Below are 25,106 nucleotides of genomic sequence, written 5' to 3'. Positions count from 1 at the left end.
TAGGGACGCTCGCGTTGAGCCGGTAGACGGCTCCAGGGCAAGCGGTGTTCAGGGTTCGTGAAGGGTCGCGCCGGGCCAGCGCTGCTGCGCGACCAGCCCGGCGGCCACGCTGCGAAGCACCACGCGCGCTGCCAGCGCGGCCGGCGACAGCTCGTCGTCGGAGAGGCTGGCCAACAGGTTGCGCCGCCGCGCGCTGCCCGCCAGTTCGATGCGGGCCATCTCGTCGGCCGGCAGGCGCACCGTCGCGGCGCCGGGCTGGATGGTCGCCGCCAATCCGGCCCGCACCGCGTCCATCAGCACCGCCAGGCCGTCGATCTCGAGCACGACATGGGGCGCACAACGCTCGCGTGCGAAGGCGGCGTCGAGGATTGCGCGCAGCCCGTGCGTGCCACTGGGCAGAACCAGCGGCAGGCTGGCCAGCCGCGAAATGCGCACGCTGCGGCCGGTGGGCATGCCCGGCAGGCCACGCCGGCCGATCACGAACAGCCGTTCGTCGAGCAGCGGCAGCACGCTCCAGCGCCGAGCGCCATCGGTCTCGAACAGCACGGCCAGGTCCAGGTGCCGCGCGTTGAGCAAGTTCGCGAGGTTGCCCGACAGGCTCTCGACCAGGCGCAGCCTTACGTCCGGATAGCGCTCGCGCATTGCCTCCAGCAGCGGAAGCGCGAGCACGCCCGATGTGGACGGAGCAAGCCCGATGCTGACATGCCCTGCCAGCCGCGCCTGCCGTGCCGCCTGGGCGGCGGCATCGGCATGGCGGATCGCGAGCTGCGCCTGGCGGAAGAAGGCCAGTCCCGCATCGGTCGGGAGCACACCGGTGGTCGTGCGCTGCAGCAGCCGCGTCGACAACTCGCCCTCGAGGCGGCTGATCTGCTGGCTCAGCGCCGGCGTGCCAACGCCCAGATCCAACGCGGCGCGGCCCATGCTGCCTAGCTCGACGATCCGGACGAAGTAGCGTAGCTGACGTAGTTCCATCGGGTCGTGCTCAGGCTACCGCCGCGCACGGCGCGCTGCACGAATGCGCGATGCTGGCTTCATCGCATGGAGACGGAGGTTGAGAGAGGGCCAACGCATCGATGACGCCCGATAGTTGCACAGTGTGCACCATGGCTATCACTTCGTTGCCTGTCGAGCGCCGTATGGCGTTACGAGCGTCGCAGCCGGGAGGTACATCAGGTAGCTCACTGACTCGAAGGTCTGTCTTGCCGCATGGTTAGGAATGTCTGTTCGTAGCCCGGACTTGCGCTGAACGGCAGAAAGGGGCGGGATGCCGAAGATGAATGGCGGCTTGCGAGCGGGGACGCGTCCGGCAGCTCATGGCCGGGACCGAGAGGCGGCCGACGTGCCCGGAAGCTGACAGTCAGACGGTCAGCGGGGCGGGTTCGTCTCCGCGCTGAGATTGCCTAGGCGCTGGAACTGGGCATTGCAGCGAATCTGCTCACCGACTTGCTTACCCACGAGCTTGATCGCGTTCATCGGGCGAAGGCGAAGCACGAAAAGGGGACGTGCGTTATGGGAGGCATCCTGGAAAAGATTATCGAAAAGAAGGATCACCCGGCGCGTGAAGCAGTGATCTGGAACAACCTGTTCTTCGGTCCGTCACGACGCAAGGGCGTGAAGATGCGACCGGACTGGGAAGCAGGCAACTCGCCGTTCTTCCTGCATCCCGAGATCCTCGATGAGGTGGTCAAGTACGTGTACCTCCCGAAGGACATCGCCGAAGGCGTGCGCCAGTTCGCGAAGCAGAAAGCGGCCGAGAAGGCGACGGCGGAACGGGATGCAAAGAAGGCAGCGAAGCCCTGAGCCGAACAGTCGGGGAAGACAGGCTAAAGAAGGCTAAAGGGGAGCCCGAGCGGCTCCTTCAAGGACAGCAGTTCGACATTTCGTACGGCGGCAACGGGTCGGGTACGGCCGAGCGCCTCGGGCGCAGGGAGTCGTTGGCGAGCCGTCGACCTGACCGGCCACAGTCGAGTGACCGGTGACTGCTGTGCAGCGGCCGGTCAAGGCGATGGACCTGGAGCGGCAACTTATCGTGGCAGCGGCCGTTCGCTCAAGTTGCTTCGAAAGGAAGTGCCGGGGGCGCCGGTGAGGTCCGGTGAAACCTCGTGTCCGCGCCGCATCAGATGCAGCCCGGGAGACCACGCGCGAGCCTCGCCCTCATGCCTTGGCCCTGGGCTTGAAGATGTGGATGACCTCGCCGCGCGCGAGCATCTCCACGAGCTGGGCGATGCGCCTGGCGCGCGTCTCGGCTTTCACGGCCGTCTGGATGCGCCACAGTACCGCGTAGCGATTGGCCGCATTGATCGTTGCAAAGAAGGCCTTGGCCCTCGGCTCGGCTTCCAGCGCAGCGTGCAGGTCCTCGGGCACCGCGGACGTGCGTGCGCCGTCGTAGGCCTGCGCCCAGCGTCCGTCAGCCTTGGCGGCCTCGATCTGCGCGTAGCCCGGCGCCTGCATTCGACCCGCCTCGATGAGCGCCGCGACCTTGTCGACGTTGATCTTCGACCAGACGCTGCGCGCGCGCCGCGGCGTGAAGCGTTGGAGGAAATGCTGGTCGTCGAGGCCCTTCTTCTGGCCGTCGATCCAGCCCCAGCAGAGTGCGACTTCCACCGCCTCGGGGTAAGTGACGCTGGGTTCGTCGGCGCCCCGCTTCGCGATCTTGAGCCAGAGGCCATCGCAGGTGGCGTGGTTCTTCTTCAGCCAGGTCTCGAAGGTTTTAGCGCTCTTGAACAGCTTCGGGGCGGCGTCGGCTTGGAGGGTGGATTTGGCGGCGGGCATTGTCACCTCACTTTTACCCCACGCCCATAGCCATCCCGAACCCCCTCCTTCATCCAGTCCCCCAGCAGCCGCAAATACCCATCGGTGATCCGCGTCGCCGTCCGCGACCCATCCGCATTCACCCGAAACTCGACCATGCCGTGATCGGTCTCCGGAAATGTGTACGCGTCCACCGGTTTGCCGGCCGCCACCAGCCGCGACAGGATCGCTCGCGTCGCGGCGATCGGCGCTTCACGGTCCTCGCCGGCCAGCACCCACAGCAGCGGCACCTTCAGCCGCTGCAGCGTCGCCGACGCGTCGTAATCCCAGATCAGCTCCAGGTTGTCGAATCGCGCCCGGCCGACTCGCCGCAGGTCGGCCTCGCTCATGCGCAGCATGTCGCCGCTGTGTTCGCCCTTGATCTTCTGGCCCCAAGCGGCTTCGCCGATGTCGCGCCGGACGCGGGCGAGCGCTTCGTGGCCCTGGGCGAAGTGCGATCGCACGAGCGTCGCCGTCGCTCGCGACAATTGCTCCACCTGCTTCACGGCGGAGGCGTCCAGCTTCATCTGCCTCGCCTCGTCGAGCAATTGCTCGCGATCCTCCTCGATCGGGGAAACGACCAGGCCGAAGCCCACGGCGACGAAGTCGGCCGGCGAGCGGGTGGCGGCCAGCGGGGCGACCCAGCCGCCCTGGCTGCCGCCGAAGAATCCCGCGCGGCCGAAGCTGCCCGCCGCCATCTGCCGTGCCTGCCTGATCGCCGCCGCGGCATCGTCGGCCAGCAGCTCGAAGTTCTGCGTGTAGTCGCCGCCGGAAGCGCCGGTGCCGCGCTTGTCGTAGACGAAGACCGAGATGCCCTGCCCCACCAGCGCGTAGGCATAGACGCTGCCGATGGCCGCCGTCTTTTCCGAGCCGTGCACCATGACCACCAGCGGTCGCTTCGGATCGGGCTCGCCCGCCGGCTCGACCAGGCGCCCCACCAGCTCGGTGGCGGCGCTGACGAAGGTCGCGTCCGTCTCGCGGGTCTCGCCACGCGGCCATCGGCGCGTCGTCCCGTCCGGCAGCGTGACCGTCGCGACGTCGGCATCGCAGACCACCGGCGATCCCGCAGTGCCTGTCACGCCGCGACGTCCATCAGGGAACAGGTAGCGTTGCCCCGATGCAGGTTTTGACGCCGGCCCACCGATCACCACGAACGCGTCTGCGCTGTCGCTGTAGACGCCCGGACGGCAGGGGCCCGCCATCGCGGCGCCGACCAGCAACATCGACGAGGCCAGCGCGACGATTCGCCCCTTCCTCGATCGACTACCCTGTTCACTGAATTTCACCTGCATGCCGCTGCTTCTCCTTCAGCGCATGCTAGCGGCCGCTGCGCCGGTGGCGATGATGATGGTGATAGCGTTCTCGATGCTCGGGCAGCGGTGAACTAGCATGCGGGTCATGACCCGCCACACCGACGGCAGCGCCGGCGATGCCGATTACGGCCGCATCGGCGACGGATATGCGCGCTACCGCCGCCCCGAACCACGCATCGCCGCGCGCATCCGCCAGGCGCTGGGCGGCGCGCGCACGGTGTTGAACGTCGGCGCCGGTGCCGGTTCGTACGAGCCGACCGATCTGCAGCTGACCGCCGTCGAGCCGTCTGCCGCGATGCGCGCGCAGCGGCCGCGGCACTTGCCGCCGGCGATCGATGCGGTCGCCGAGGCGCTGCCGTTCGCCGACGGCACGTTCGACGCCGCGATGGCCAGCTTCACGGTGCACCAGTGGCGCGACCTGCGCGCCGGCCTGGCCGAGCTGCGGCGCGTGACGCGTGGCCCGGTGGTCGTGCTCAGCTGCGACCCCGACGCGCTGGACCGCTTCTGGCTCGCCGAGTACGCGCCCGAGGCGCTGGCCGTCGAAGCGCGCCGCTATCCGCGCATCGAGACGCTGGTCGAAGGCCTCGGCGGCGCGGTGCGGGTCGAGGACGTGCCGATCCCGCTCGATTGCAGCGACGGTTTCGGCGAGGCCTACTACGGCCGCCCCGAGATGCTGCTCGACCGTGCCGCGCGGCTCGCCTGCTCGGCCTGGAGCTTCGTCGAGCCGGCCGTCGTCGAACGCTTCGAACGCTCGCTGGGCGAAGATCTGCGCAGCGGCCGTTGGGATGCACGCCACGGCGTCTTGCGCACGCAGGCGGAGTTCGACGGCTCGCTGCGCCTGATCGTCGCCAACGGCTGAGCGCAACTCCGCAAGACTTGTCAAACGGCTTGGTGAAAGGATCGCTGCACCTGTTCAACCCACCGGGAGCACCGATGTTCCAGACCCAGCACAGCGAACCGTTCACCGTGATCGGCTTGGCCCTGCGCACGACCAATGCCGAGGCCTTCGAAACCATCCCCGCGCACTGGCAGCGCTTCTACCGCGACGAACTGCTGGCGCGCATTCCGGGCAAGCTGTCCGACGACGTCATCGCGCTGTACACGCACTTCGAGCATGCCGGCCGCGACAACGACGGCGAGTACACCTTCGTCATCGGCGCGCCGGTGACCGCCGATGCCGTGCCGCCCGAAGGCCTGATCCAGGTCGACGTGCCGGCCGTACGCTGCGCCGTGTTCGAGGTCGAGCGCGGGCATCCCGAGCGCGTCGGCGAGACCTGGCGCACGATCTGGCAGCAGCAAGGTTTGCCGAGGCGTTATGTTTGCGACCATGAACGCTACCGCACCGATGGCCGCATCCACATCCATGTCGGCCTGCGCTGACCCGGCTTCGCTCGCACGCTACGAAGCGCGCCTGCAGCGCGTGATCGAGCACGTGCACGCGCGCCTCGACGAACCGCTGGACCTGATGCGCCTGGCCGACGTGGCCTGCCTGTCGCCGTACCACTGGCACCGCATCTACCACGCGATCTACGGCGAGACGCTGGCGGCCACCGTCAAGCGGCTGCGCCTGCACCGCGCCGCCGGCGAGCTGGCGAACACCGCGCTGCCGGTCGAGCGCATCGCAAGACACGCGGGCTATCCGAACCTGCAATCGTTCACCCGCATCTTCAAGTCGGTCTACCGCCTGCCGCCAGCGCGTTACCGCGCGGCCGGCGACCACGCGACCTTCCGCCAGGCGATCGCGCAGGCCGACGGCGGGCATTCCGCGGCCGAGGTGGACATTCGTCACCTGCCCGCGCTCGAGCTGGTCGTGGCGAACCACCGCGGCTCGTACATGCAGATCGGCCAGGCCTTCGATCTGCTGTACGGCTGCCTCGGTGCGCGTGGGCTGCTACGCCCGGGCATGCGCTCGCTGGCGCTGTACCTCGACGACCCGAGCGCGGTCGAAGCCGCCGCGCTGCGCTCGCAGGCCGGTGTCGCCGGCAGCGTGCCGATGGATGCGCCGCCGGCGCCGCTGCAGCACGCGCGCATGACGGCCGGTCCGTATGCGGTGCTGCGCCACCGCGGGCCGTACGCCTCGATGAACGCGGCCTACCGCTGGCTCTTCGGCACCTGGCTGCCGCAATCCGGCCACGACGCAGCCGATGCGCCGGTGGTCGAGGAGTACCTGAACAATCCGCGCGACACCGCGCCGGCCGACCTGCTGACGGACATCTGCCTGCCGCTGAAACCCGATTGACGTTCGGCGCGGGCCGGGATGCCGTTACGATGCGCGCCCTTTCGGCCCCACCGTCCCATCGTCTCGCGCATGACCACGATCACCCTCCGCCGCGCCGCCCTGCCCGATCTGGACACGCTGGCCGCGCTGTTCGACGCCTATCGCCAGTTCTACGAACAGGCGCCTGACCGGGCCGCGGCACGTGCCTTCATCGCCGCGCGCTTGCGGAAGAGCGAATCGGTGCTCCTCCTGGCCGAGGACGCGCAAGGACGCGGCCTCGGCTTCTGCCAGCTCTATCCCACGTTCTGCTCGATCAGCGCCGCACCGGTCTACATCCTGTCCGACCTGTTCGTGATGCCCGACGCCCGCAAGACCGGCACCGGCCGGCAGCTGCTGCTGGCGGCGGAGCGCCAGGCGCACACCGATGGCATGGTGCGCATGGACCTGACGACGGCGCGCACCAACCTGGCGGCGCAGTCGCTCTACGAATCGCTGGGCTGGACGCGCGACCCCGTGTTCATCGCCTACAACCGCCCGATCGCCGCCTGAAGATCGTCAGCGCAGCTCGAGCACCAGCACCGAACGCGGCGGCAGCGTCACGCTCGACGCCAGATCGAAGCGGCGCCCGCTGATCACATCGCTGCCGCTCACCTGGCCTGTCAGCACCTCGGCGAAGCGCCGGGTGTCCAGCGCCGTCTCGGTCTTGTTCTTGTTGAACACCACCATCACCTTGCGCGACCCGTCATAGCGGAAGAAGGCATAGGTGCCGTTCTCCGGCGCGTAGTGCATCAGCTTGCCGGTGTGGATCACGCCCGCGGTCTTGCGCCAGTTCATCAGCGTGCGTACGAAGGCCTGCACCTCGCGCTGCGCTTCGCTCAGGCCCGCGCCGGTGCGCGCGTTGACCGCATCGCCGGCCCAGCCGCCGGGAAAGTCCTGCCGCGTCGCGCCATCGTCGCGCTGCTTCGGGCTCGTCATCAGCACTTCGGTGCCGTAGTACAGCTGCGGGATGCCGCGCATCGTCAGCACGTAGGCCAGCGCCATCTTGGTCAGCGCGACATCCTCGTCGAACACGCTGAACAGGCGCGGCACGTCGTGGTTGCCCTCGAACAGCACCATGTTGTGCGGCTCGGGATAGAGCTTGTCGTTGATCAGCCCCTCGTACAGCTCGTTGAGGCCGCCGTTCCAGCTTTCGTCCGACGCCAGCGCGCGCCGCAGCACGTAGTGCAGCGGAAAGTCCATCAGCGCCGGCAGCTGCGAGACGTAGCCGTCCGGGTTCTTCTTGCCGCGCTGCCAGTACGAGACGACGACCGGATTGCCGCTCCACTCCTCGCCGACGATGTTCAGCTTCGGATATTCGGCAAGCACCGCCTTCGTCCATTTGGCGAGGAAGTCGCGGTCCGAATAACCCCAGGTGTCGGCGCGCACGCCGGCCAGCTCGGCGTACTCGATCCACCAGATCGTGTTCTGGATCAGCCAGGTCGCGAGCAGCGGCTGGCGCTGGTTCAGGTCCGGCATGTCGGCGATGAACCAGCCGCGCATGAAGTTCTCGCGGTCCGACGGCGCGGCATACGGGTCGCTGACGGCGGTGCGCGCATGGCGCGTCGGCACGTAACGGCCGTCCATCGTCAGCCAGTCCTTGGTCGGCAGGTCGGCCAACCAGTGGTGGCCGGAGCCGATGTGATTCAGCACGATGTCCTGGATCACGCCGAGGCCGCGCTCGCGCGCGGCCTGTGCGAGGCGGCGATAGTCGTCGTTGCTGCCGAAGCGCGGGTCGACCTTGTAGCCGTCGGTGATCGCGTAGCCGTGGTACGAGTATTTCGGCTGCTTGTTCTCCAGCAGAGGCGTCGGCCAGAGCATCGTGTAGCCCAGGCCCGCGATGTAGTCCAGGTGCTGCACGATGCCGGCGATGTCGCCGCCGTGGCGGCCGGCGCCCAGGTCGGCGCGGTTCGCCGGGTCTGGGTAGCCGGGCACGTCGTCGTTGGCCGGGTCGCCGTTGGCGAAGCGGTCGGGCACCAGGTTCAGGATCACGTCGCGGGCGCTGAAGCCTGAGCGTGCGCCCGAGCCGGCACGGCGTTCGCGCAGCTCGTAGCCGTGGCGAGTCACGGTGCCGGCCCGATCTGATAACACGATATCGAAGCGGCCTGACTTGACGCCCGGCGCCAGCTGCAGCTCGACGAACAGCACGTTCGGGCTGTCGCCGCGGCGCTGGCCGATCAGCTGCACACCCGGCGCGCGCAGCTGCGCCTTCGCGTCGGCGATGCGCGGGCCGTACAGCATCAGCTGCAGCCGCGGGTTCTTCATGCCGGCCCACCAGAACGGCGGGTCGATGCGTTCGACCACCGGCGCGGCGGCGCGAGCGCCGATCGAGCACAGCAGCAGCAACAGCGTCAGGACGTGGCGCATGGGGTTCCGGGTTGATGCCGTCAGGGCAGCGGGAAGTAGTCGACCGCGGGCGGCTCCTGCGGCGTGGCTTCGCTCGGGATGCGGCCGCTGGTCGACGTGATCAGCCGCAGCACGCGACCCGGCTCGGCGCCGACCATGTCCCAGCCGAAGCGCCAGGACCAGTTGGCGTCGCCCATCGTGCCGGGCGTGTTCATGCGGTGCTCGCTGCCGAGGCCGAGCACGTCCTGGAGCGGGCATACCGAGATGTCGGCCACCGAGTTGTGCGCGGCGCGGATCATCGCCCAGTGCACGTCGGCGCTGCTGCAGGCGAGGTAGCTGCCGGCGAAGTCGCGCTCGTGCGGCTTGGCTTGCGCCCACCAGCCGTGCACCGTGTCGTTGTCGTGCGTGCCGGTGTAGACGACGCAGTGGCGCGGGTAGTTGTGCGGCAGGAATTCGTGCGCCGGATTGCCGCCGAAGGCGAACTGCAGGATCTTCATGCCGGGGAAGTCGCAGCCGTCGCGCAGGGCGACGACGTCGGGCGTGATGTAGCCCAAGTCCTCGGCAACGATCGGCAGCTCGCCCAGGCGGCGCTGGATCGCGTCGAACAGCGACTGGCCGGGCCCCGGCCGCCAGCGGCCCTGCTGCGCCGTCGGGCTGTCGGCCGGGATCTCGTAATAACCAGCGAAGCCGCGGAAGTGGTCGATGCGAAACACGTCGGCATGGTCGAGCGCACGGTGCACCCGCGCGGTCCACCAGGCCCAGTCCTCGGCGGCCATTCTGTCCCAGCGGTACAGCGGATTGCCCCAGCGCTGGCCCAGCGGCCCGAGCTCATCGGGCGGCACGCCGGCCACCACCGTCGGCTGGTACGCCGCATCCAGCTCGTACAGGTCCGGCCGTGCCCAGCAATCGGCACTGTGGTGGGCGACGAAGATCGGCAGGTCGCCCATGATGTGCACGCCGCGTTCGTTCGCATAGCGCTTCAAGGACGCGGCCTGTTCGTCGAAGCACCATTGCACGAACTGCCAGAAGCGGATCTCCGCCGCCTGCGTCGTGCGCGCCGCCGTCAGTGCTTCCGGATAGCGCTGCTTCAGCTGCGCATCCCACTCCCACCACGGCCGGCCGCCGTGCGCGGTCTCCAGCGCCATGAAGAGCGCGTAGTCGTCGAGCCAATAGGCCTGGGCATCGCAATACGCCGCGAAGCCCAGGCGATCGTCGTCCTCGGCGCGGGTGAAGAAGCCATGCGCCGCGGCGCGCAGCTGCTGCAGCCGCCACGGCACGACGTGGCAGAAATCGACCTCGTGGGCTTCAAAACCACTCGCCGGCAACATCGGCGCAGACAACCATCCCCGTTCGACCAGCGGCTCCAGCGCCACCATCAGCGGGCTGCCGGCAAAGGCCGAGACGCTCTGGTACGGCGAGTTGCCCGGGCCGATCGGCGCCACCGGCAGCCATTGCCACAGCGACTGGCCGGCGCTCGCCAGCCAATCGACGAAATGCCGCGCCTCGGGCCCGAAATCGCCGATGCCGTGCGGTCCGGGCAGCGAGGTGGGGTGCAGCAGCACACCGGCCGCGCGTTGATGCAGGTTCATTCGATGCTCGCCCTCGTGGGGTCTCGTCGTTGATCAATGGCCGTTGCTGCGCAACACGAGCAAGGCCCGGGCCGGCACGGTGACGATGGCCACGGCCGGCAGGTCGCTGCCGCTCGGCAGCTCACCGCTGGAATCGATCGCCACCTGCCACAGCCCCGACGGCAAGGCAAAGGGCTGCGGCCGCGGCTCGGGATTGAAGGCCAGCAGCAGCCGCGCGCTGCCGGTGGGACCGATCGGGTCCATCGGCGAGGTCAGGATCTGGCAGGCGAAGGCCGGGTGCGCGGTGTCGTGCCAATCGGCGACGTTCATCTCGCGCCCGCCCGGCGTCAGCCAGGCCAGGCTGCGCTCGCCGCGCGCGGCCGGCGGGGCGCGGAACCAGCGGTCGTGGTGCAGCGCCGGTTCCTGCCGCCGCAGCGCGAGCAGCTCGCCGACGAAGGCCTGCATGCCGCGCTCGGCCTCGGTCCAGTCGAGCCAGGTCAGCGGCGAGTCCTGGCAATAGGCGTTGTTGTTGCCCTGCTGGCTGTTGCCGATCTCGTCGCCGGCACACAGCATCGGCGTGCCCTGCGCCAGCAGGAGCGTGGCCATCATCGCGCGGCGCACGCGTGCTCGCGTCGCGATGACGCCCAAGTCGTCGCTCGGCCCTTCGACGCCGAAGTTCGCGCAAGGCTCCCCGTCGCGGCCGTCGCGGTTGCCTTCGCCGTTGGCGAGGTTGTGCTTGGTCGAATAGCTCGTGATGTCGGCGAGCGTGAAGCCATCGTGCACGGCGATGTAGTTGATCGATGCGCTGGGCCGGCGCGCGCCGTGGTGGAACAGGTCGCTCGACGCGGTGAAGCGCCGCGCCAGCTCGCCGCGGCCGACCGCGCCGCCGAGCCAGTAGCGGCGCACGCTGTCGCGGAACTTGTCGTTCCACTCCATGAAGCGGCCCGGGAAGCGGCCGACCTGATAACCGTCGTAGGCCGCGTCCCAGGGCTCGGCGATCAGGTGCGCACGCGCCAGCACCGGGTCCTGGCGCAGCGCGGTGAAGAAGCCGGCGTGCGGATCGAAGCCATGGCGGGTGCGGCCGAGCACCGGCGCCAGGTCGAAGCGGAAGCCGTCGACGCCGAACTCGTGCACCCAGCAGCGCAGCGAATCGAGCACGAACTGCGCGACGCGCGGATGCGCGACGTTGACAGTGTTGCCGCAGCCGGTCAGGTTCTCGCAGCGGCTCCTGTCGTCGGGCGCCAGGCGGTACCAGGCGGCGTTGTCGAGGCCGCGAAAGCTCAGCGTGGTGCCGGTCTCGTCGCCCTCGGGCGTGTGGTTGTAGACGACATCGAGCACGACTTCGAGGCCGGCGTCGTGCAGTGCGGCGACCATGCCGCGGAACTCGCGGTTGACCGCGGTCGGGTCGTGCGGCGCCTGCGCGAAGCGTGGATCGGGGCAGCAGAAGCCGATCGTGTTGTAGCCCCAGTAGTTGACCAGCCCGCGCGCCACCAGCGCCGGCTCGTCGAGGTGGTAGTGCACCGGCAGCAGCGACAACGTCGTGACGCCGAGCGCCTTGAAATGCGCGATCGCCGCCGGATGCGCCAGGCCGGCATAGGTGCCGCGTAATTCGGGTGGTATCTCCGGGTGCTGCTGCGTGAAGCCCTTGACGTGCACCTCGTACAGCACCATGTCCACCGGCGCGACGCGCGGCGCATTGAAGCAGCCCGGCGCTTCGACGGGCGGCGGCGCGACGCGTGCTTTCAGCATCGCCGGCGCGCTGTCGCGCGCATCGAGCGAACGCGTGCCGTCGGGATGGCCGAGCGTGTAGCCGTGCAGCTCCGGCGCCCAGGCCAGGCGGCCCACGATCTCGCGCGCACACGGATCGAGCAGCAGCTTGGCGCGGTTGAAGCGGTGGCCGGCCTCGGGCTGGTACGGCCCGTGCGCGCGCAGCCCATAGACCAGCCCCGGCCCGACGCCGGGCAGGAAGCCGTGGAACACGCCGTCGTGCGGGCCGCCCAACTCGTAGCGGCGCAGCTCGCGCACGCCGTCGACGTCGAAGACACACAGCTCGATGCGCTGCGCGTGCTCGGAGAACACGGCGAAGTTGACGCCGCCGTCACGGGCGAGCGAGCCCATCGGCTCGGCGCGGCCGGGCTGAATCGCATCGGGCAGTTTGAAGACGGTCATGTCAGGGGTTTGGCTTGCGACGGTCGGAGCGGCAAAGCCGGCGGCGGGCACACCGGGCGCATGCCTCGGTCTCCACTGCCTCCGCAAACCTCATTGGTTCTGCAAAGCCGGGTGCGGGCTGAGCGGCCCGGGCATTCAGAGATGAGCGCCGAGCAGCGCAGCGGGCGCGGGTCGGCGACCGCAGGGAGCTGGGCGGACGTGTCTGAGGCCCTGTACTCGGGGCCGAGTTGTCCGCCCATCCCGCGTCCGCGAGCAGCGCAGGGTAGTCGGCCCCCCAGGGCCGACCGCCATCTCGCCCGGGCCGCGCAGCCCGCGCCCGGCTTTGCCGCTCCAACCTGTCGTGTATTTCGGGATGCTTCATCTCAGGCAGGCAACAAGATCAAGGTCGCCAGCGGCGGCAAGGTCAATAGCACCGATTGCGAGCGGCCATGGGCCGCCTGGCCATCGGTGCGCAGTGAATGCAAGCCATTGCCGACGTTGCTGCCGCCGTACCAGGCCGAATCCGTGTTCAGCGCCTCGCGCCATTGGCCGATGCCGGCCGGCACGCCGAGCCGGTAGCCTTCGCGCGGTACCGGTGTGAAGTTGCAGACCACCAGCGCGATGTTGCCGGCATCGTCGCGCCGCAACCAGGCGAAGACGGAGGTCTCGGCCTCGTCCACGGCAATCCATTCGAAGCCGGCCGCATCGTGGTCGAAGCGGTGCAGCGCCGGCTGCTCGCGATACAGCCGGTTCAGGTCGCGCACCAGTCGCTGCACGCCGGCGTGGCGCTGGTCGCCCAGCAACCCCCACGGCAGCTCGAGGTCGTGGTTCCATTCGCTGCGCTGCGCGAACTCCTGGCCCATGAACAGCAGCTTCTTGCCAGGGTGGCCCCACATGAAGCCGTAGTAGGCGCGCAGGTTCGCGAACTGCTGCCACTCGTCGCCCGGCATGCGGCCGAGCATCGAGCCCTTGCCGTGCACCACCTCGTCGTGCGACAGCGGCAGCACGAAGTTCTCGCTGAACGCGTAGATCAGGCCGAAGCGCATCTTGTCGTGGTGCCAGCGCCGGTGCAGCGGATCTTCGGCCATGTACTTCAGCGTGTCGTGCATCCAGCCCATGTTCCACTTGTAGTGGAAGCCGAGGCCGCCGGCGAAGGTCGGTGCCGAGACGCCGGGAAACGCCGTCGATTCCTCGGCCAACGTGATCGCGCCCGGGCATTCGGCGCCGATCACTTCGTTGCTGCGCTTCAGCAGCGCAATCGCTTCGAGGTTCTCGCGTCCGCCGTGCACGTTCGGCACCCATTCGCCGTGCTCGCGGCTGTAGTCGCGGTAGAGCATCGAGGCCACCGCGTCGACGCGCAGGCCGTCGACGCCGAAGCGCTCGATCCAGTACAGCGCGCTGCCGATCAGGAAATTGCGCACCTCGTGGCGGCCGAAGTTGTAGATCAGCGTGTCCCAGTCCTGGTGCAGGCCTTCGCGCGGGTCGGCGTACTCATAGAGCGGCGTGCCGTCGAATTGCGCCAGGCCGTGCTCGTCGCTCGGGAAATGCGCCGGCACCCAGTCGAGCAGCACGCCGACGCCTTGCGCGTGGCAGGCGGCGACGAAGCGCTCGAAGCCGGCCGGCCCGCCGAAGCGCGAGGTCGGCGCGAAGAGGCCCAGCGTCTGGTAGCCCCACGAGCCATCGAACGGATGCTCGGTGATCGGCATCAGCTCGATGTGCGTGAAGCCCTGCTCCGCCACATACGCCGGCAGCGCCGCGGCCAGCGTGTCCCAGTCGTGGAAACGGCCGTCCGGATGGCGGCGCCACGAGCCGAGGTGCACCTCGTAGATCGACAGCGGCGCGGTCCGCGCATTGGCCTCGGCGCGGCCGGGCGGCAGCGGCTTCGCGGGTGGCAGCGCGGCGACCTGGCTGGCAGTCTCTGGCCGCAGCTGCGCGGCGTGTGCGAAGGGGTCGCACTTCAGCGGCAGCAGATGTCCTTGCCGGTCCACGATCTCGAACTTGTACCGGTCCCCTTCGTGCGCATGCGGCACGAAGATCTCCCAGATGCCCGAGCCGCCGCGCGATCGCATCACGTGGCGCCGCCCGTCCCAGCCGTTGAAGTCGCCGACGACGCTGATGCGCCGGCCGTTCGGTGCCCAGACCGCGAAGCGCACGCCGCTGACCGCATGCACGCCTTCGCCCAGCGTCATCGGATGCGCGCCCAGCACCTCGTACGGCCGCAGGTGCTTGCCCTCGCCGAGGTAGTGCAGGTCGGCATCGGTCAGCAGCGGCCCGTACGCGTAGGCATCGGCGTAGTGGCCTTCGCTGCCGTCGGACCAGCGCACGCGCAGCCGGTAGTCGAAGCGCTCGCGGCGGCCCGGCAGCGTGGCCAGCCACAGGCCGTCGGGATGGCTGCGCTGCAGTGCGGCCACCGGCTGGCCGCTGGCGGCATCGAGCACCACCACCTCGGCCGCCTGCGGCAGCAGCGCGCGCAGCACCAGGCCGCGGCGTCCATCGGCATGCAGCCCGAGCACGGCGAACGGATCCGGGTGGCGCGCGGCCACCAGGGCATTCACCTCGTGATCGCTGAGCATGCTGCGCGCCGATCCGGTCGATGGAGGAGGGTCAGATGGTACGGTCGACGCTGAACGGGCCGTGCGCCCGACGCGGCGGCCATGCTGATTGGCGCAGGATGACGATCACGAGCGGCCCCGGTTCGATGCACTGCACGCAGTATCGCCAGAGATGGGACAACATATGTAGTTGCGCTACATCTGGATTTCACCAATTGACTCATAACTAGTTGTTTTTATTGACTTTGTAACCCGAATCTCATTGCGGATCCAGATGGAAACGCCGACGTTTCGTCTGTATATTATCTACATCGAGGAGGTTCCGAGGTGGCAGACGTCAAGCTGGTCCAGGTTCAGAAGGCCTATGGCGAGGTGCAGGTCCTGCGTGACATCGATCTGCACGTGAAGGACGGCGAGTTCATGGTCTTCGTCGGCCCGTCGGGGTGCGGCAAGTCGACGCTGCTGCGCACGATCGCCGGGCTGGAGGACATCACCGGCGGCACGCTGGCGATCGGCGGCCGCGTGGTCAACGACGTGCCGCCGGCCGAGCGCGGCATCGCGATGGTCTTCCAGTCCTACGCGCTGTACCCGCACATGAACCTGTTCGACAACATGGCGTTCGGGCTGCAGTTGGCCAAGGTGCCGAAGCAGGAGATCAAGCGCTCGGTCGAGCAGGCCGCGAAGATCCTGCACATCGACCATCTGCTCGACCGCAAGCCGAAGGCGCTGTCCGGCGGCCAGCGCCAGCGCGTGGCGATCGGCCGCGCGATCGTGCGCAAGCCGGAAGTCTTCCTGTTCGATGAGCCGCTGTCGAACCTGGATGCCGCGCTGCGCGTGAAGATGCGCTACGAGTTCGCCAAGCTCCACGAGGAGCTGAAGACGACGATGGTCTACGTCACCCACGACCAGGTCGAGGCGATGACGCTGGCCGACCGCATCGTCGTGCTGTCGGCCGGGCGCATCGAGCAGATCGGCTCGCCGCTGCAGCTGTACGAGCAGCCGGACAACCTGTTCGTCGCCGGCTTCATCGGCTCGCCGAAGATGAACTTCCTGCGCGGCGAGCTGCTGCGCGGCGACGCGCGCGGCGCCGAGGTGCGACTGACCAACGGCGACGTGATGCACTGTGCCGTGGATGCCGCGCGAGCGCAGCCGGGCGCGCCGGTGACGCTCGGCGTGCGGCCGGAGCACTTCACGACCAGCGCCGAGCGCGCCAACCCGCTGCACGCCCATGTCACCTTCGTCGAGGCGCTGGGCAGCAGCACGCAGGCCTACTGCGACTACCCGGGCACGGAAGAGCCGCTGACCTGCCAGCTCGACGGCCGCACGCCGATCCGGAGCGGCCAGGCGCTGACGCTCGGCGTGCCGCCCGAGTGGTGCTACCTCTTCGATGCCCAGGGGCAGGCGTTCCATCGGCTGGCGGCGCCGGCGCGGCAAGAGGCCGCTTGATGGGCGGCAAGCGTTTCGCCGCCGCCCTCGCGGCCGGACTGCTCGCGACCAGCGCCGCGGCCGCGCCGCTGAAGCTGCTGGTCTGGATCAACGGCGACAAAGGCTACAACGGCCTGCAGAAGGTCGGCGACATCTTCACGCGCGACAGCGGCGTGCAGGTTGTCGTGCAGCATCCCGAAGGCGCGCCCGACAAGTTCCAGGCCGCCGCGGGCGCCGGCAAGGGGCCGGACATCTTCTGCTGGCCGCACGACCGCGCCGGCGAATGGGCCAAGTCCGGGCTGATCGTGCCGGTCACCGCGCCGAAGACCGTGCGCGAGCAGATCGAGGAGTCGGCCTGGGCCGCCTTCACCTACCGCGGCCAGGTCTGGGGCTATCCGCTGGCGATCGAGGCGATCGGGCTGGTCTACAACAAAGCGCTGGTCAAGACGCCGCCGGCGAGCTTCGAAGAAGTGATCGCCCTCGACAAGCAGCTCGCGAAAGACGGCAAGCACGCGATCCTGTGGGACTACAACAAGTCCTTCTTCAGCTGGCCGATGCTCGCGGCCGGCGGCGGCTATATCTTCGGCCGCACGCCGCAAGGCGACTACGACCCGAAGACCGTCGGCGTCAACGCCCCCGGCGCGCTGGCCGGCGCGCAGATGCTGGCGAAGCTGATCGAAGGCGGCCACATGCCGCGTGGCGCGCGATATGCGGAGATGGAAACGCAGTTCGCGCGCGGCCAGGTGGCGATGATGATCAGCGGCCCCTGGGGCTGGGACAACCCGCGCAAGGCGGGCATTCAGTTCGGCGTCGCGCCGATCCCGTCGGTCGGCGGCCATCCGGCCAAGCCTTTCGTCGGCGTGCTCGGCTGCATGATCGCCGCGCCGAGCAAGGTCAAGGACCTGGCGCGCCTGTTCCTCGAAGAGTACGTGCTGAAGGTCGAGCACCTGAAGACCATCTCCGCCGACGTGCCGCTGGGCACGCCGGCGAACAAGGCCTACTTCGCCGAGTTGTCGGCCGACCCGAACATCCGCGCGACGATGGAAAACGCGCGCCGCGGCGAGCCGATTCCGAACATCCCGGAGACGCAGCGCTTCTTTCCGGCAATGGATGCGGCGCTCGAAGCCATCACCAATGGCCGGCAGTCGCCCAAAGAGGCGCTCGATGGTGCGGCCGCGCGCATGCAGGTGAAATGACCATGCAGCGCCGCATCATCAAATCGCTCGTCGTCGGCCTGCTGACATTGGTGTTGCTGTGGCTGGCCTTCAGCATGCTCGCCGCCGGCCAGCCGATGTGGGCGGTCGGCGTGCTGGCGCTCGGCGGCAGCGCGCTCTACGTCTATGCCTCGGCGCGCACGCTGGCCGGCCGCTACCTGTTTCCCGGCGTCGCCGGCATGCTGCTGTTCGTCGCCTTTCCGCTGCTCTACACGATGCAGATCGGCTTCACGAACTACTCGTCGACCCATCTGCTGACCGAAGCGCGCTCGCGTGCCTATCTGCTGGAGCAGGGCCGCTTCGACGAGGCGAAGACCTACGACTACACGCTGCATTCCGAAGGTGAGGCATTCCGCCTGCTGCTGCAGCAGCGCGAGCAGCGATTCATCTCTCAGCCGCTCACTTTGAAGGTCAGCATCGACAAGCCGGTGGCGCTGCAGCCGCTGGCGGCCGATGCCCCCTCGCCTTCGGCCGCCTTGCCGCTGCGCGAGCTGCTGCGCCAGCGCGACGCGCTGATGGCGCTGAAGCTCACGCTGCCGGACGGCACGCTTCTTCATTACGCCGGCGTGCGCGAATTCGCCCCCTTCCATCCGCAATGGCAGGCCGGCAGCGACGGCTCGTTGTCCGAGCGCGCGGCCGGCAACGTCTACCGCCCGAACCGCGACACCGGCTTCTTCGAGGACGGGGCGGGCAATCGGCTGCAACCGGGCTTCCAGGTCGGCGTCGGCTTCAGCAACTACACGCGGATGCTGCTCGATGCCGACTTCCGCGGTCCCTTCGTCTCGATCTTCATCTGGACCGTGATGCTGGCCGGCCTGACGGTGCTGTTCACGACGCTGATCGGCATGACGCTGGCGGTGCTGCTGAACTGGGAGGCGCTTCGCTTTCGCACGCTGTACCGCACGCTGCTGTTCCTGCCCTACGCGATACCCGGCTTCATCTCGATCCTCGTCTTCAAGGGCTTGTTCAACCAGAACTTCGGCGAGATCAACGCCATCCTCGACGCGGTGTTCGGCATTCGGCCCGACTGGTTCGCCGACCCGCTGCTCGCCCGCACGATGATCCTGATCGTCAACACCTGGCTCGGCTACCCGTACATCATGGTGTTGTGCACCGGCCTGATCAAATCGATTCCGGCCGACCTGTACGAAGCCTCGGCGATCGCCGGCGCCAAGCCGCTGACCAACTTCTTCCGCATCACCGCGCCGCTGATCGTGCGGCCGCTGACGCCGCTGCTGATCTCGGCCTTTGCATTCAACTTCAACAACTTCGTGTTGATTGCGTTGTTGACGGACGGCCGGCCCGATTACCTCAATACCAAGCTGCCGGCGGGCACGACCGACATCCTGGTGTCGTACACCTATCGCATCGCATTCACCGATGCGGGTGCGAATTTCGGCCTGGCCGCAGCGATCTCCACGCTGATCTTCTTCATGGTGGCGTTGATGTCGCTGCTGAACCTCAAATTGACGAAGTCGAAGGACTGAAATGAGGCCCCCACGCTCACGTTGTTCGCTGCCCCCCGTGGGGGCGCGTCAGTGCCTTCGGGCGGCCGGGCGGCACTGACATGGCCATCGTCACCGGCAAGAGCCAGCGCTGGCGCATCATCGGCGCACACATCGGGCTGTGGCTGCTGATCGGCGTCACGCTGTTCCCTTTGCTCGCGGTGATCTCGATTTCATTGCGACCGGGCAATTTCGCCCACGGCTCGCTGATCCCGACCGAGATCAGCTTCGAGCACTGGAAGCTGGCGCTCGGCATTGCCCACGTCACGAAGGACGGCGTGCGCATCGATCCGCCCTTCCCGGTGCTGCTATGGCTGTGGAATTCGATCAAGGTGGCGACGATCGCCGCCTTCCTGATCGTCGCGATCTCGACGACCGCCGCCTATGCCTTTGCGCGCATGCGCTTCAAGTTCAAGACGCCGCTGCTGAACAGCATGCTGCTGCTGCAGATGTTCCCGGTCGCCGTGGCGCTGGTCGCGATCTACGCGATCTTCGAAGGCATCGGCCAGTACGTGCCGTGGCTGGGCATCGAGACGCATGCCGGCCTGATCGTCGCCTACCTGGGCGGCGTCGCGATGCACATCTGGACCATCAAGGGCTACTTCGAGACGATCCCGACCGAGATCGAGGAGAACGCGAAGGTCGACGGCGCCACGCACTGGCAGGCGTTCCGGCACGTGCTGCTGCCGATGGCCGTGCCGATCCTGATGGTGGTCTTCGTATTGGCCTTCATCGGCACGATCATCGAATACCCGGTCGCCTCGGTGCTGCTGCGCGAGGAGCCGAACCTGACGCTGGCGGTCGGCTCGAAGTTCTACCTCTACGACCAGAAGTACCTGTGGGGCGATTTCGCGGCGGCGGCCGTGCTGTCGGGCTTGCCGATCACGCTGGTGTTCCTCGCCGCACAACGCTGGATCGTCTCGGGCCTGACCTCGGGTGGGGTCAAGGGGTGATCCGCGGCAGCCCGACGCGCTGAGCGGTGGTAAGACGCGCGCCTACGCGCGTACCAAATATCACGTTTCGACCGGTTACGGCAGCGGCCTGATCGGCCGCTGCACATCGGCGCTGGCAGTGCCCACGCGGGTCCGCACTCGGCCCGCATACGAGGGGGCCCCATTGCCTGAAGACCATGATCGGGTGTAGAAACGCCTTGTCCATTGCACTGCATTTGCTCCAACTTAAAGGAGGCGGCATGCGCAGAAGGATCTATTGGTTGTTGCCCGACCTGGCCAGCGCCAGGCGGACAATGGACGATCTGTTGCTGGCGCGTATCAGCGAGCGACACATCCACTTCGTCGCCCGCGAGGACGCCGACATGACGGGGCTGCATCAGGCCAACGTGCTGCAGACCTCCGACGTGATTCGGGCCGCAGAGATGGGTCTCGTCGTCGGTGGTTCGGCCGGTTCGCTGATCGGCGTGATCGCGGCGATCTACTTCCCCATCATCGGCGATGCGCCACAGTGGGGGCTGGCGGCGGTGCTGGGCATGCTGGGCGCGGGCTTCGGTGCCTGGTCGGCCAGCATGATCGGCATCTCGGTGCCGAGCCAGCGGCTGAAGCGCTTCACGCCGATGATCGAGCAGGGCCAGATCCTGCTGATGGTCGACGTGTCGAGCTCGCGCGTCCAGGAGATCGAGGCTCGGCTGCAGGCGCTGCATCCGGAAGCCCACCTGGAAGGCGTCGAGTCGAACGTGCTGGCCTTCCCGTAGAGATCTGATCGGCCCTCCGGCCGGGCCGCAGGCATCGATCTGCGGCCGACCTGGGACCCCTCATCGGCGCGACACGGTTGCTTCAACAGCCGTCGCCGCGCCGAGTTTTGATGGAGGTGCTCATGGAACTGCAGATGTCCCACGCCTGGGAGCGCCGCGCCCCGGACTGGAAAGCGGCGGCCGTTGCCGGCTTCGCCGCCGGCGCCGTGCTGATGGTGCTGGAACTGCTGTGGGAAGCGACGATGGGCCCCGCCGGCCCCTGGCGCATTCCGCACCTGGTGGCTGCGCTGGTGCTCGGCCCCGACATCCTCAAGCCCGCCATCCTGCCCTTCGACCTCGGTGTCGTGACGATCGCGCTGGTCGTGCACTACGTGATCGGCATCGCCTTCGGGCTGGCGCTGGGCGCGTTGATCGCCGGCTTCCACTACGAGACCAGCCTCGGCGTGATCCAGGCGATCGGCGCGATATTCGGTTTCGCGATGTACCTGTTCAATTTCCATGCGATGTCGCAGGTCTTCCCGTGGTTCGCGGAACTGCGGGGCTGGGGCACGCTGGTGGCACAACTGGCTTTTGGCGTGATCGCCGCGGTGTTGTACTGGAAGCTGGCCCGGACCTCCGACGCCGGCAGCTAGCACCGCGTTTCTTTCCACGCCCCGGCCGCGTCGAGGAGAGCCTTCCGGATGGTGATCGCGCTGGTACTGCTCCTGATCGTCGTCGCCTCGGTGGTGTTTCACCTGGTGACGCCCTGGTGGCTCACGCCGCTGGCCTCCAACTGGAAGGCGATGGATGACACGCTGACGATCACGATCGTGGTCACCGGCATCTTTTTCGTCGTCATCAATCTCTTCGTCGTCTATGCGCTGGTGAAGTTTCGGCATCGCCAGGGCCACCGCGGCGCCTACGAGCCGGAGAACCACAAGGTCGAGCGCTGGCTGATCGGCATCACGACCGTCGGCATCATCGCGCTGCTGGCGCCGGGCCTGAAGGTCTACGCCGACTACGTGCAGCCGCCCGGCGACGCGATGATCGTCGAGGTGCTCGGCCAGCAGTGGCAGTGGCGCTACCGCTTCCCCGGCCCCGACGGCAAGCTCGGCGGCAGCGACGCCCGCTTCTACACCGGCAGCAACCCGTTCGCGATCGATCCGGCCGACCCGGCCGGGCGCGACGACACGGTGGTCACCGGCAACGAGATGCACCTGCCGCTGAACCGGCCGGTGAAGGTGCTGCTGCGCTCGCACGACGTGCTGCACGACTACTTCGTGCCGCAGTTCCGCGCCCGCATGAACATCGTGCCGGGCCAGGTCAGCCACTTCTGGTTCACGCCGACCAAGGCCGGCAAGTACGAGGCGATGTGCGCGCAGTTGTGCGGCGTCGGCCACCCGGCGATGCGCGGCTTCGTGATCGTCGAGGACGATGCCGCCTTCCAGGCCTGGCTGAAAACGCACCCCGGCTTTGCCGAGTCGATGGCGCCGCCGGCGCCGACGGCTGCCGGGGGCGACGTGCTGGCCGCGCGCGGCAAGGAAGTCGCGCAGGCGCGCGGCTGCGTCGCCTGCCATTCCGTCGACGGCAGCGCCGGCGTCGGGCCGACCTGGAAGGGTCTGCACGGCAAGATGGAGAGCCTCGACGACGGCACGACGGTGCGTGTCGACGACACCTTCCTGCGCGACTTCATCAAGGAACCGACCGCGCGCAGCATCAAGGGCTTCCCGCCGGTGATGCCGAAGATCGACCTCAGCGACGAAGAGGTCGACGCGCTGGTCGCGCACATCAAATCCCAGCGCCCCTGAAGGGCATAGAGGCGCCAGCATGGCCGACATCGACGTTCACTCCGCCGAAGAGCTCGAGGAGGAGGAGCATCACGACGAACCGCGCACCTTCTTCACGAAGTACGTCTGGAGCCAGGACCACAAGGTCATCGCCGTGCAGTACGGCTGCGTCGCGATCCTCGTCGGGCTGATCGGCCTGGCGCTGTCGAACCTGATGCGGCTGCAGATCGGGTTCCCCGGCGTGTTCGAGTTCATCACCCCGGAGCGCTACTACCAGTACGTGACGATGCACGGGATGATCATGGTGATCTACCTGCTCACGGCGCTGTTCCTGGGCGGCTTCGGCAACTACATGATCCCCTTGATGATCGGCGCGCGGGACATGGTGTTCCCGTACATGAACATGCTGAGCTTCTGGGTCTACCTGCTCAGCGTGATCGTGCTGTGCGCGAGCTTCTTCGTGCCCGGCGGCCCCACCGGCGCGGGCTGGACGCTGTATCCACCGGCCGCCGTGCTGCCCGGCACGCCAGGGCACGACTGGGGCATCATCCTGATGCTCGTGTCGCTGGTGATCTTCATCGTCGCGACGACGATGGGCGGCCTGAACTACGTGACCACCGTGCTGCAGGCGCGCTGCCGGGGCATGACGCTGCTGCGCATGCCGCTCACCGTGTGGGGTATTTTCACGGCCACCGTGCTCGCGCTGCTGGCCTTCCCGGCACTCTTCGTCAGCGGCGTGATGATGCTGTTCGACAAGACGCTGGGCACCAGCTTCTTCATGCCGGCGCTGGTCTCGATGGGCCAGGTCACGGGCTACCGTGGCGGCAGCCCGCTGCTGTTCCAGCACCTGTTCTGGTTCTTCGGCCACCCCGAGGTCTACATCGTCGCGCTGCCGGCCTTCGGCATCGTGTCCGACCTGATCAGCGTGCATGCGCGCAAGGCGATCTTCGGCTACCGCACGATGGTCTGGGCGATCGTCGTGATCGGCGCGCTGAGCTTCGTCGTCTGGGCGCACCACATGTTCGTCGCCGGCATGAACCCCTGGTTCGGCTTCTTCTTCGCGACCAGCACGCTGATCATCGCGGTGCCCACCGCGATCAAGGTCTACAACTGGGTGCTGACGCTCTGGCGTGGTGATATCCACCTGACGGTGCCGATGCTGTTCACGCTGGCCTTCATCCTGACCTTCCTCGCCGGCGGCCTGACGGGCCTGTTCCTCGGCAATGTCAGCGTCGACATCCCGCTGTCGGGCACCTACTTCGTCGTCGCGCACTTCCACATGGTGATGGGCGTCGCGCCGCTGCTGGTCGTCTTCGGCGCCATCTACCACTGGTTCCCGAAGATCACCGGCCGCATGCTCGACGACCGCCTCGGCCACCTGCACTTCTGGTGCACCTTCCTCGGCACCTACCTGATCTATTTCCCGATGCACTACCTCGGCGTGCTCGGCATGCCGCGGCGTTATCACAACTACGCCGACTACCAGTTCATCCCGGCGTCGGCGCACCAGCTGAATGTCTTCATCACGGTCGTCGCGCTCTTCGTCGGCGTGATGCAGATGGTGTTCGTCTTCAATCTCGTCTACAGCGCCTTCCGCGGCCGCAAGGCCGACCCCAATCCGTGGCGCGCCGCGTCGCTCGAATGGTTCACGCCGGACACGCCGCCGAAGCACCTGAACTGGGGCGCGAAACTGCCGTCGGTGCACCGCTGGGCGTATGCGTACAACGTGCCCGGCGCGCCGCAGGATTTCATCGCGCAGAACGCGCCGGCTGAAGCGGGTGGCCAGGAGCCCGACGCGTCGTACGCCACGCATCACCCGAAGGCCAGCACATGAGCACGGCGGTGATCGAGCCCCAGGAACTGCAGGCTCCGCCCGTACCGCCGCTGCAGGCGGCCGGCATCGGTCTGTGGGTCTTCATCGGCGTCGCGAGCACGCTGTTCGGCCTGTTCCTGGCGGCCTACATGATGCGCATGGTCAGCCCGGACTGGTCGTCGATCGCCATGCCAGGCCAGCTGTGGTTGAGCACCGGCTTGCTGATCGGCGGCAGCCTGCTGATGCAGGCGGCCGCCGGCAGTGCCCGCCGTGACGAAGCGGCACGCACCACCGCGCTGCTGTGGGCCGGCGGGCTCTGCGCGATGGCCTTTCTCGGCGCGCAGCTGTGGGCCTGGTCGGTGCTGCAATCGGCCCGCGTCACGCTGACCGGCAACCCTGCAGCGAGCTTCTTCTACGTGCTGACGGCGCTGCACGGGCTGCACGTGCTCGGCGGGCTGATCGCCTGGAGCCTGGCCACACGTGACATCGGCCCACCGAAGCTCGCCCCGGGCGCCGCGCCGGACCGCCGCGTGCTCGCCGAGCGCGCCGCGGCCGCCGCGGTCCGCATCCACCTGTGCGCCCGCTACTGGCATTTCCTGCTCGCCGTCTGGTTGCTGCTGTACGCCGCGCTCGGCACCCTGACGCCCGAGTTCGTGCGCTACATCTGCGGCATCGAGGCGCCGAGATGAGTGCATTGCCGATCC

The 25,106-nt window shown here is 68.1% G+C and carries 21 protein-coding genes; 14 read left to right on the top strand and 7 right to left on the bottom strand.

The features are described 5' to 3' along the window. Nucleotides 1-48 precede the first annotated feature (48 nt). On the bottom strand, nt 49-972 hold the full coding sequence (locus HLB44_RS15235) for a LysR family transcriptional regulator (protein WP_173123905.1): 924 nt from the start codon (nt 970-972) through the stop codon (nt 49-51). A 537-nt stretch (nt 973-1,509) separates the two neighbouring features. Between HLB44_RS15235 and HLB44_RS15230 the strand changes: the two genes are divergently transcribed. Continuing rightward, on the top strand, nt 1,510-1,800 hold the full coding sequence (locus HLB44_RS15230) for a hypothetical protein (protein WP_173123903.1): 291 nt from the start codon (nt 1,510-1,512) through the stop codon (nt 1,798-1,800). 354 nt (nt 1,801-2,154) lie between these two features. Here HLB44_RS15230 and HLB44_RS15225 read toward each other — a convergent pair whose 3' ends face one another. Together HLB44_RS15225 and HLB44_RS15220 are read right to left on the bottom strand one after the other, a co-directional pair. Then, on the bottom strand, nt 2,155-2,772 hold the full coding sequence (locus HLB44_RS15225; RefSeq protein WP_173123901.1) for a YdeI/OmpD-associated family protein: 618 nt from the start codon (nt 2,770-2,772) through the stop codon (nt 2,155-2,157). 2 nt (nt 2,773-2,774) lie between these two features. Then, nucleotides 2,775-4,082, bottom strand: coding sequence for an alpha/beta hydrolase family protein (locus tag HLB44_RS15220; protein ID WP_217283662.1), 1,308 nt, complete (start codon nt 4,080-4,082; stop codon nt 2,775-2,777). 106 nt (nt 4,083-4,188) lie between these two features. Here HLB44_RS15220 and HLB44_RS15215 point away from each other — a divergent pair, with 106 nt between their 5' ends. The 4 genes from HLB44_RS15215 to HLB44_RS15200 all read left to right on the top strand — a co-directional run bounded on the left by HLB44_RS15215 (nt 4,189) and on the right by HLB44_RS15200 (nt 6,870). Continuing rightward, nucleotides 4,189-4,962, top strand: a complete 774-nt coding sequence (locus HLB44_RS15215) for a class I SAM-dependent methyltransferase (RefSeq protein WP_173123899.1) — start codon at nt 4,189-4,191, stop codon at nt 4,960-4,962. 74 nt (nt 4,963-5,036) lie between these two features. Next, entirely contained in the window at nt 5,037-5,483 is a 447-nt protein-coding gene (locus tag HLB44_RS15210; protein WP_173123897.1) for a GyrI-like domain-containing protein, read from the top strand. Continuing rightward, nucleotides 5,467-6,342 (top strand): AraC family transcriptional regulator, encoded by an 876-nt coding sequence (locus tag HLB44_RS15205; RefSeq protein ID WP_173123895.1) that lies wholly within the window; start codon nt 5,467-5,469, stop codon nt 6,340-6,342. The genes HLB44_RS15210 and HLB44_RS15205 overlap by 17 nt, the downstream gene beginning before the upstream one ends. A 69-nt stretch (nt 6,343-6,411) precedes the next feature. Then, the gene (locus HLB44_RS15200) at nt 6,412-6,870 is read left to right on the top strand and encodes a GNAT family N-acetyltransferase (protein WP_173123893.1); all 459 of its coding nucleotides are present in this window, start codon (nt 6,412-6,414) and stop codon (nt 6,868-6,870) included. A gap of 6 nt (nt 6,871-6,876) precedes the next feature. Here the strand turns inward: HLB44_RS15200 and HLB44_RS15195 are convergent, their stop codons facing one another. From HLB44_RS15195 to glgB, 4 genes are all read right to left on the bottom strand, one after another. After that, nucleotides 6,877-8,724, bottom strand: coding sequence for a glycoside hydrolase family 13 protein (locus HLB44_RS15195; RefSeq protein WP_173123891.1), 1,848 nt, complete (start codon nt 8,722-8,724; stop codon nt 6,877-6,879). A 20-nt stretch (nt 8,725-8,744) separates the two neighbouring features. Beyond that, on the bottom strand, nt 8,745-10,292 hold the full coding sequence (gene malQ, locus HLB44_RS15190) for a 4-alpha-glucanotransferase (RefSeq protein ID WP_173123889.1): 1,548 nt from the start codon (nt 10,290-10,292) through the stop codon (nt 8,745-8,747). A gap of 33 nt (nt 10,293-10,325) precedes the next feature. Then, a complete protein-coding gene (glgX, locus tag HLB44_RS15185) occupies nt 10,326-12,440 on the bottom strand; it encodes a glycogen debranching protein GlgX (protein ID WP_173123887.1) in 2,115 nt (704 codons plus the stop codon). A 362-nt stretch (nt 12,441-12,802) separates the two neighbouring features. Next, nucleotides 12,803-14,992, bottom strand: coding sequence for a 1,4-alpha-glucan branching protein GlgB (glgB, locus tag HLB44_RS15180; RefSeq protein ID WP_173123885.1), 2,190 nt, complete (start codon nt 14,990-14,992; stop codon nt 12,803-12,805). Between the two features lie 306 nt (nt 14,993-15,298). Between glgB and HLB44_RS15175 the strand changes: the two genes are divergently transcribed. The 9 genes from HLB44_RS15175 to HLB44_RS15135 all read left to right on the top strand — a co-directional run bounded on the left by HLB44_RS15175 (nt 15,299) and on the right by HLB44_RS15135 (nt 25,091). Continuing rightward, nucleotides 15,299-16,417, top strand: coding sequence for a sn-glycerol-3-phosphate ABC transporter ATP-binding protein UgpC (locus HLB44_RS15175; protein ID WP_173123883.1), 1,119 nt, complete (start codon nt 15,299-15,301; stop codon nt 16,415-16,417). Next, nucleotides 16,417-17,592, top strand: coding sequence for a maltose/maltodextrin ABC transporter substrate-binding protein MalE (gene malE / locus HLB44_RS15170; RefSeq protein WP_173123881.1), 1,176 nt, complete (start codon nt 16,417-16,419; stop codon nt 17,590-17,592). Before HLB44_RS15175 ends, malE begins: the two co-directional genes overlap by 1 nt. A gap of 2 nt (nt 17,593-17,594) precedes the next feature. Then, on the top strand, nt 17,595-19,097 hold the full coding sequence (gene malF, locus HLB44_RS15165) for a maltose ABC transporter permease MalF (RefSeq protein WP_246312267.1): 1,503 nt from the start codon (nt 17,595-17,597) through the stop codon (nt 19,095-19,097). An 80-nt stretch (nt 19,098-19,177) separates the two neighbouring features. Next, nucleotides 19,178-20,068: a maltose ABC transporter permease MalG gene (gene malG / locus HLB44_RS15160; RefSeq protein ID WP_173123877.1), complete on the top strand. Its 891-nt coding sequence runs from the start codon at nt 19,178-19,180 to the stop codon at nt 20,066-20,068. 239 nt (nt 20,069-20,307) lie between these two features. Next, nucleotides 20,308-20,823: a DUF1269 domain-containing protein gene (locus HLB44_RS15155; protein ID WP_173124272.1), complete on the top strand. Its 516-nt coding sequence runs from the start codon at nt 20,308-20,310 to the stop codon at nt 20,821-20,823. 122 nt (nt 20,824-20,945) lie between these two features. Then, nucleotides 20,946-21,455 (top strand): hypothetical protein, encoded by a 510-nt coding sequence (locus HLB44_RS15150; RefSeq protein ID WP_173123875.1) that lies wholly within the window; start codon nt 20,946-20,948, stop codon nt 21,453-21,455. Between the two features lie 48 nt (nt 21,456-21,503). Then, nucleotides 21,504-22,610, top strand: a complete 1,107-nt coding sequence (locus HLB44_RS15145; RefSeq protein WP_173123873.1) for a cytochrome c oxidase subunit II — start codon at nt 21,504-21,506, stop codon at nt 22,608-22,610. 19 nt (nt 22,611-22,629) lie between these two features. Then, the gene (locus HLB44_RS15140) at nt 22,630-24,423 is read left to right on the top strand and encodes a cytochrome c oxidase subunit I (protein WP_173123871.1); all 1,794 of its coding nucleotides are present in this window, start codon (nt 22,630-22,632) and stop codon (nt 24,421-24,423) included. Next, nucleotides 24,420-25,091 (top strand): cytochrome c oxidase subunit 3 family protein, encoded by a 672-nt coding sequence (locus HLB44_RS15135; protein ID WP_173123869.1) that lies wholly within the window; start codon nt 24,420-24,422, stop codon nt 25,089-25,091. The genes HLB44_RS15140 and HLB44_RS15135 overlap by 4 nt, the downstream gene beginning before the upstream one ends. Nucleotides 25,092-25,106: the final 15 nt, after the last annotated feature.

The sequence above is a fragment of the Pseudaquabacterium terrae genome, from assembly GCF_013266755.1.
GTDB classification, from domain to species: domain Bacteria; phylum Pseudomonadota; class Gammaproteobacteria; order Burkholderiales; family Burkholderiaceae_C; genus Pseudaquabacterium; species Pseudaquabacterium terrae.
This window is presented reverse-complemented; position numbering and strand designations above follow the sequence as displayed.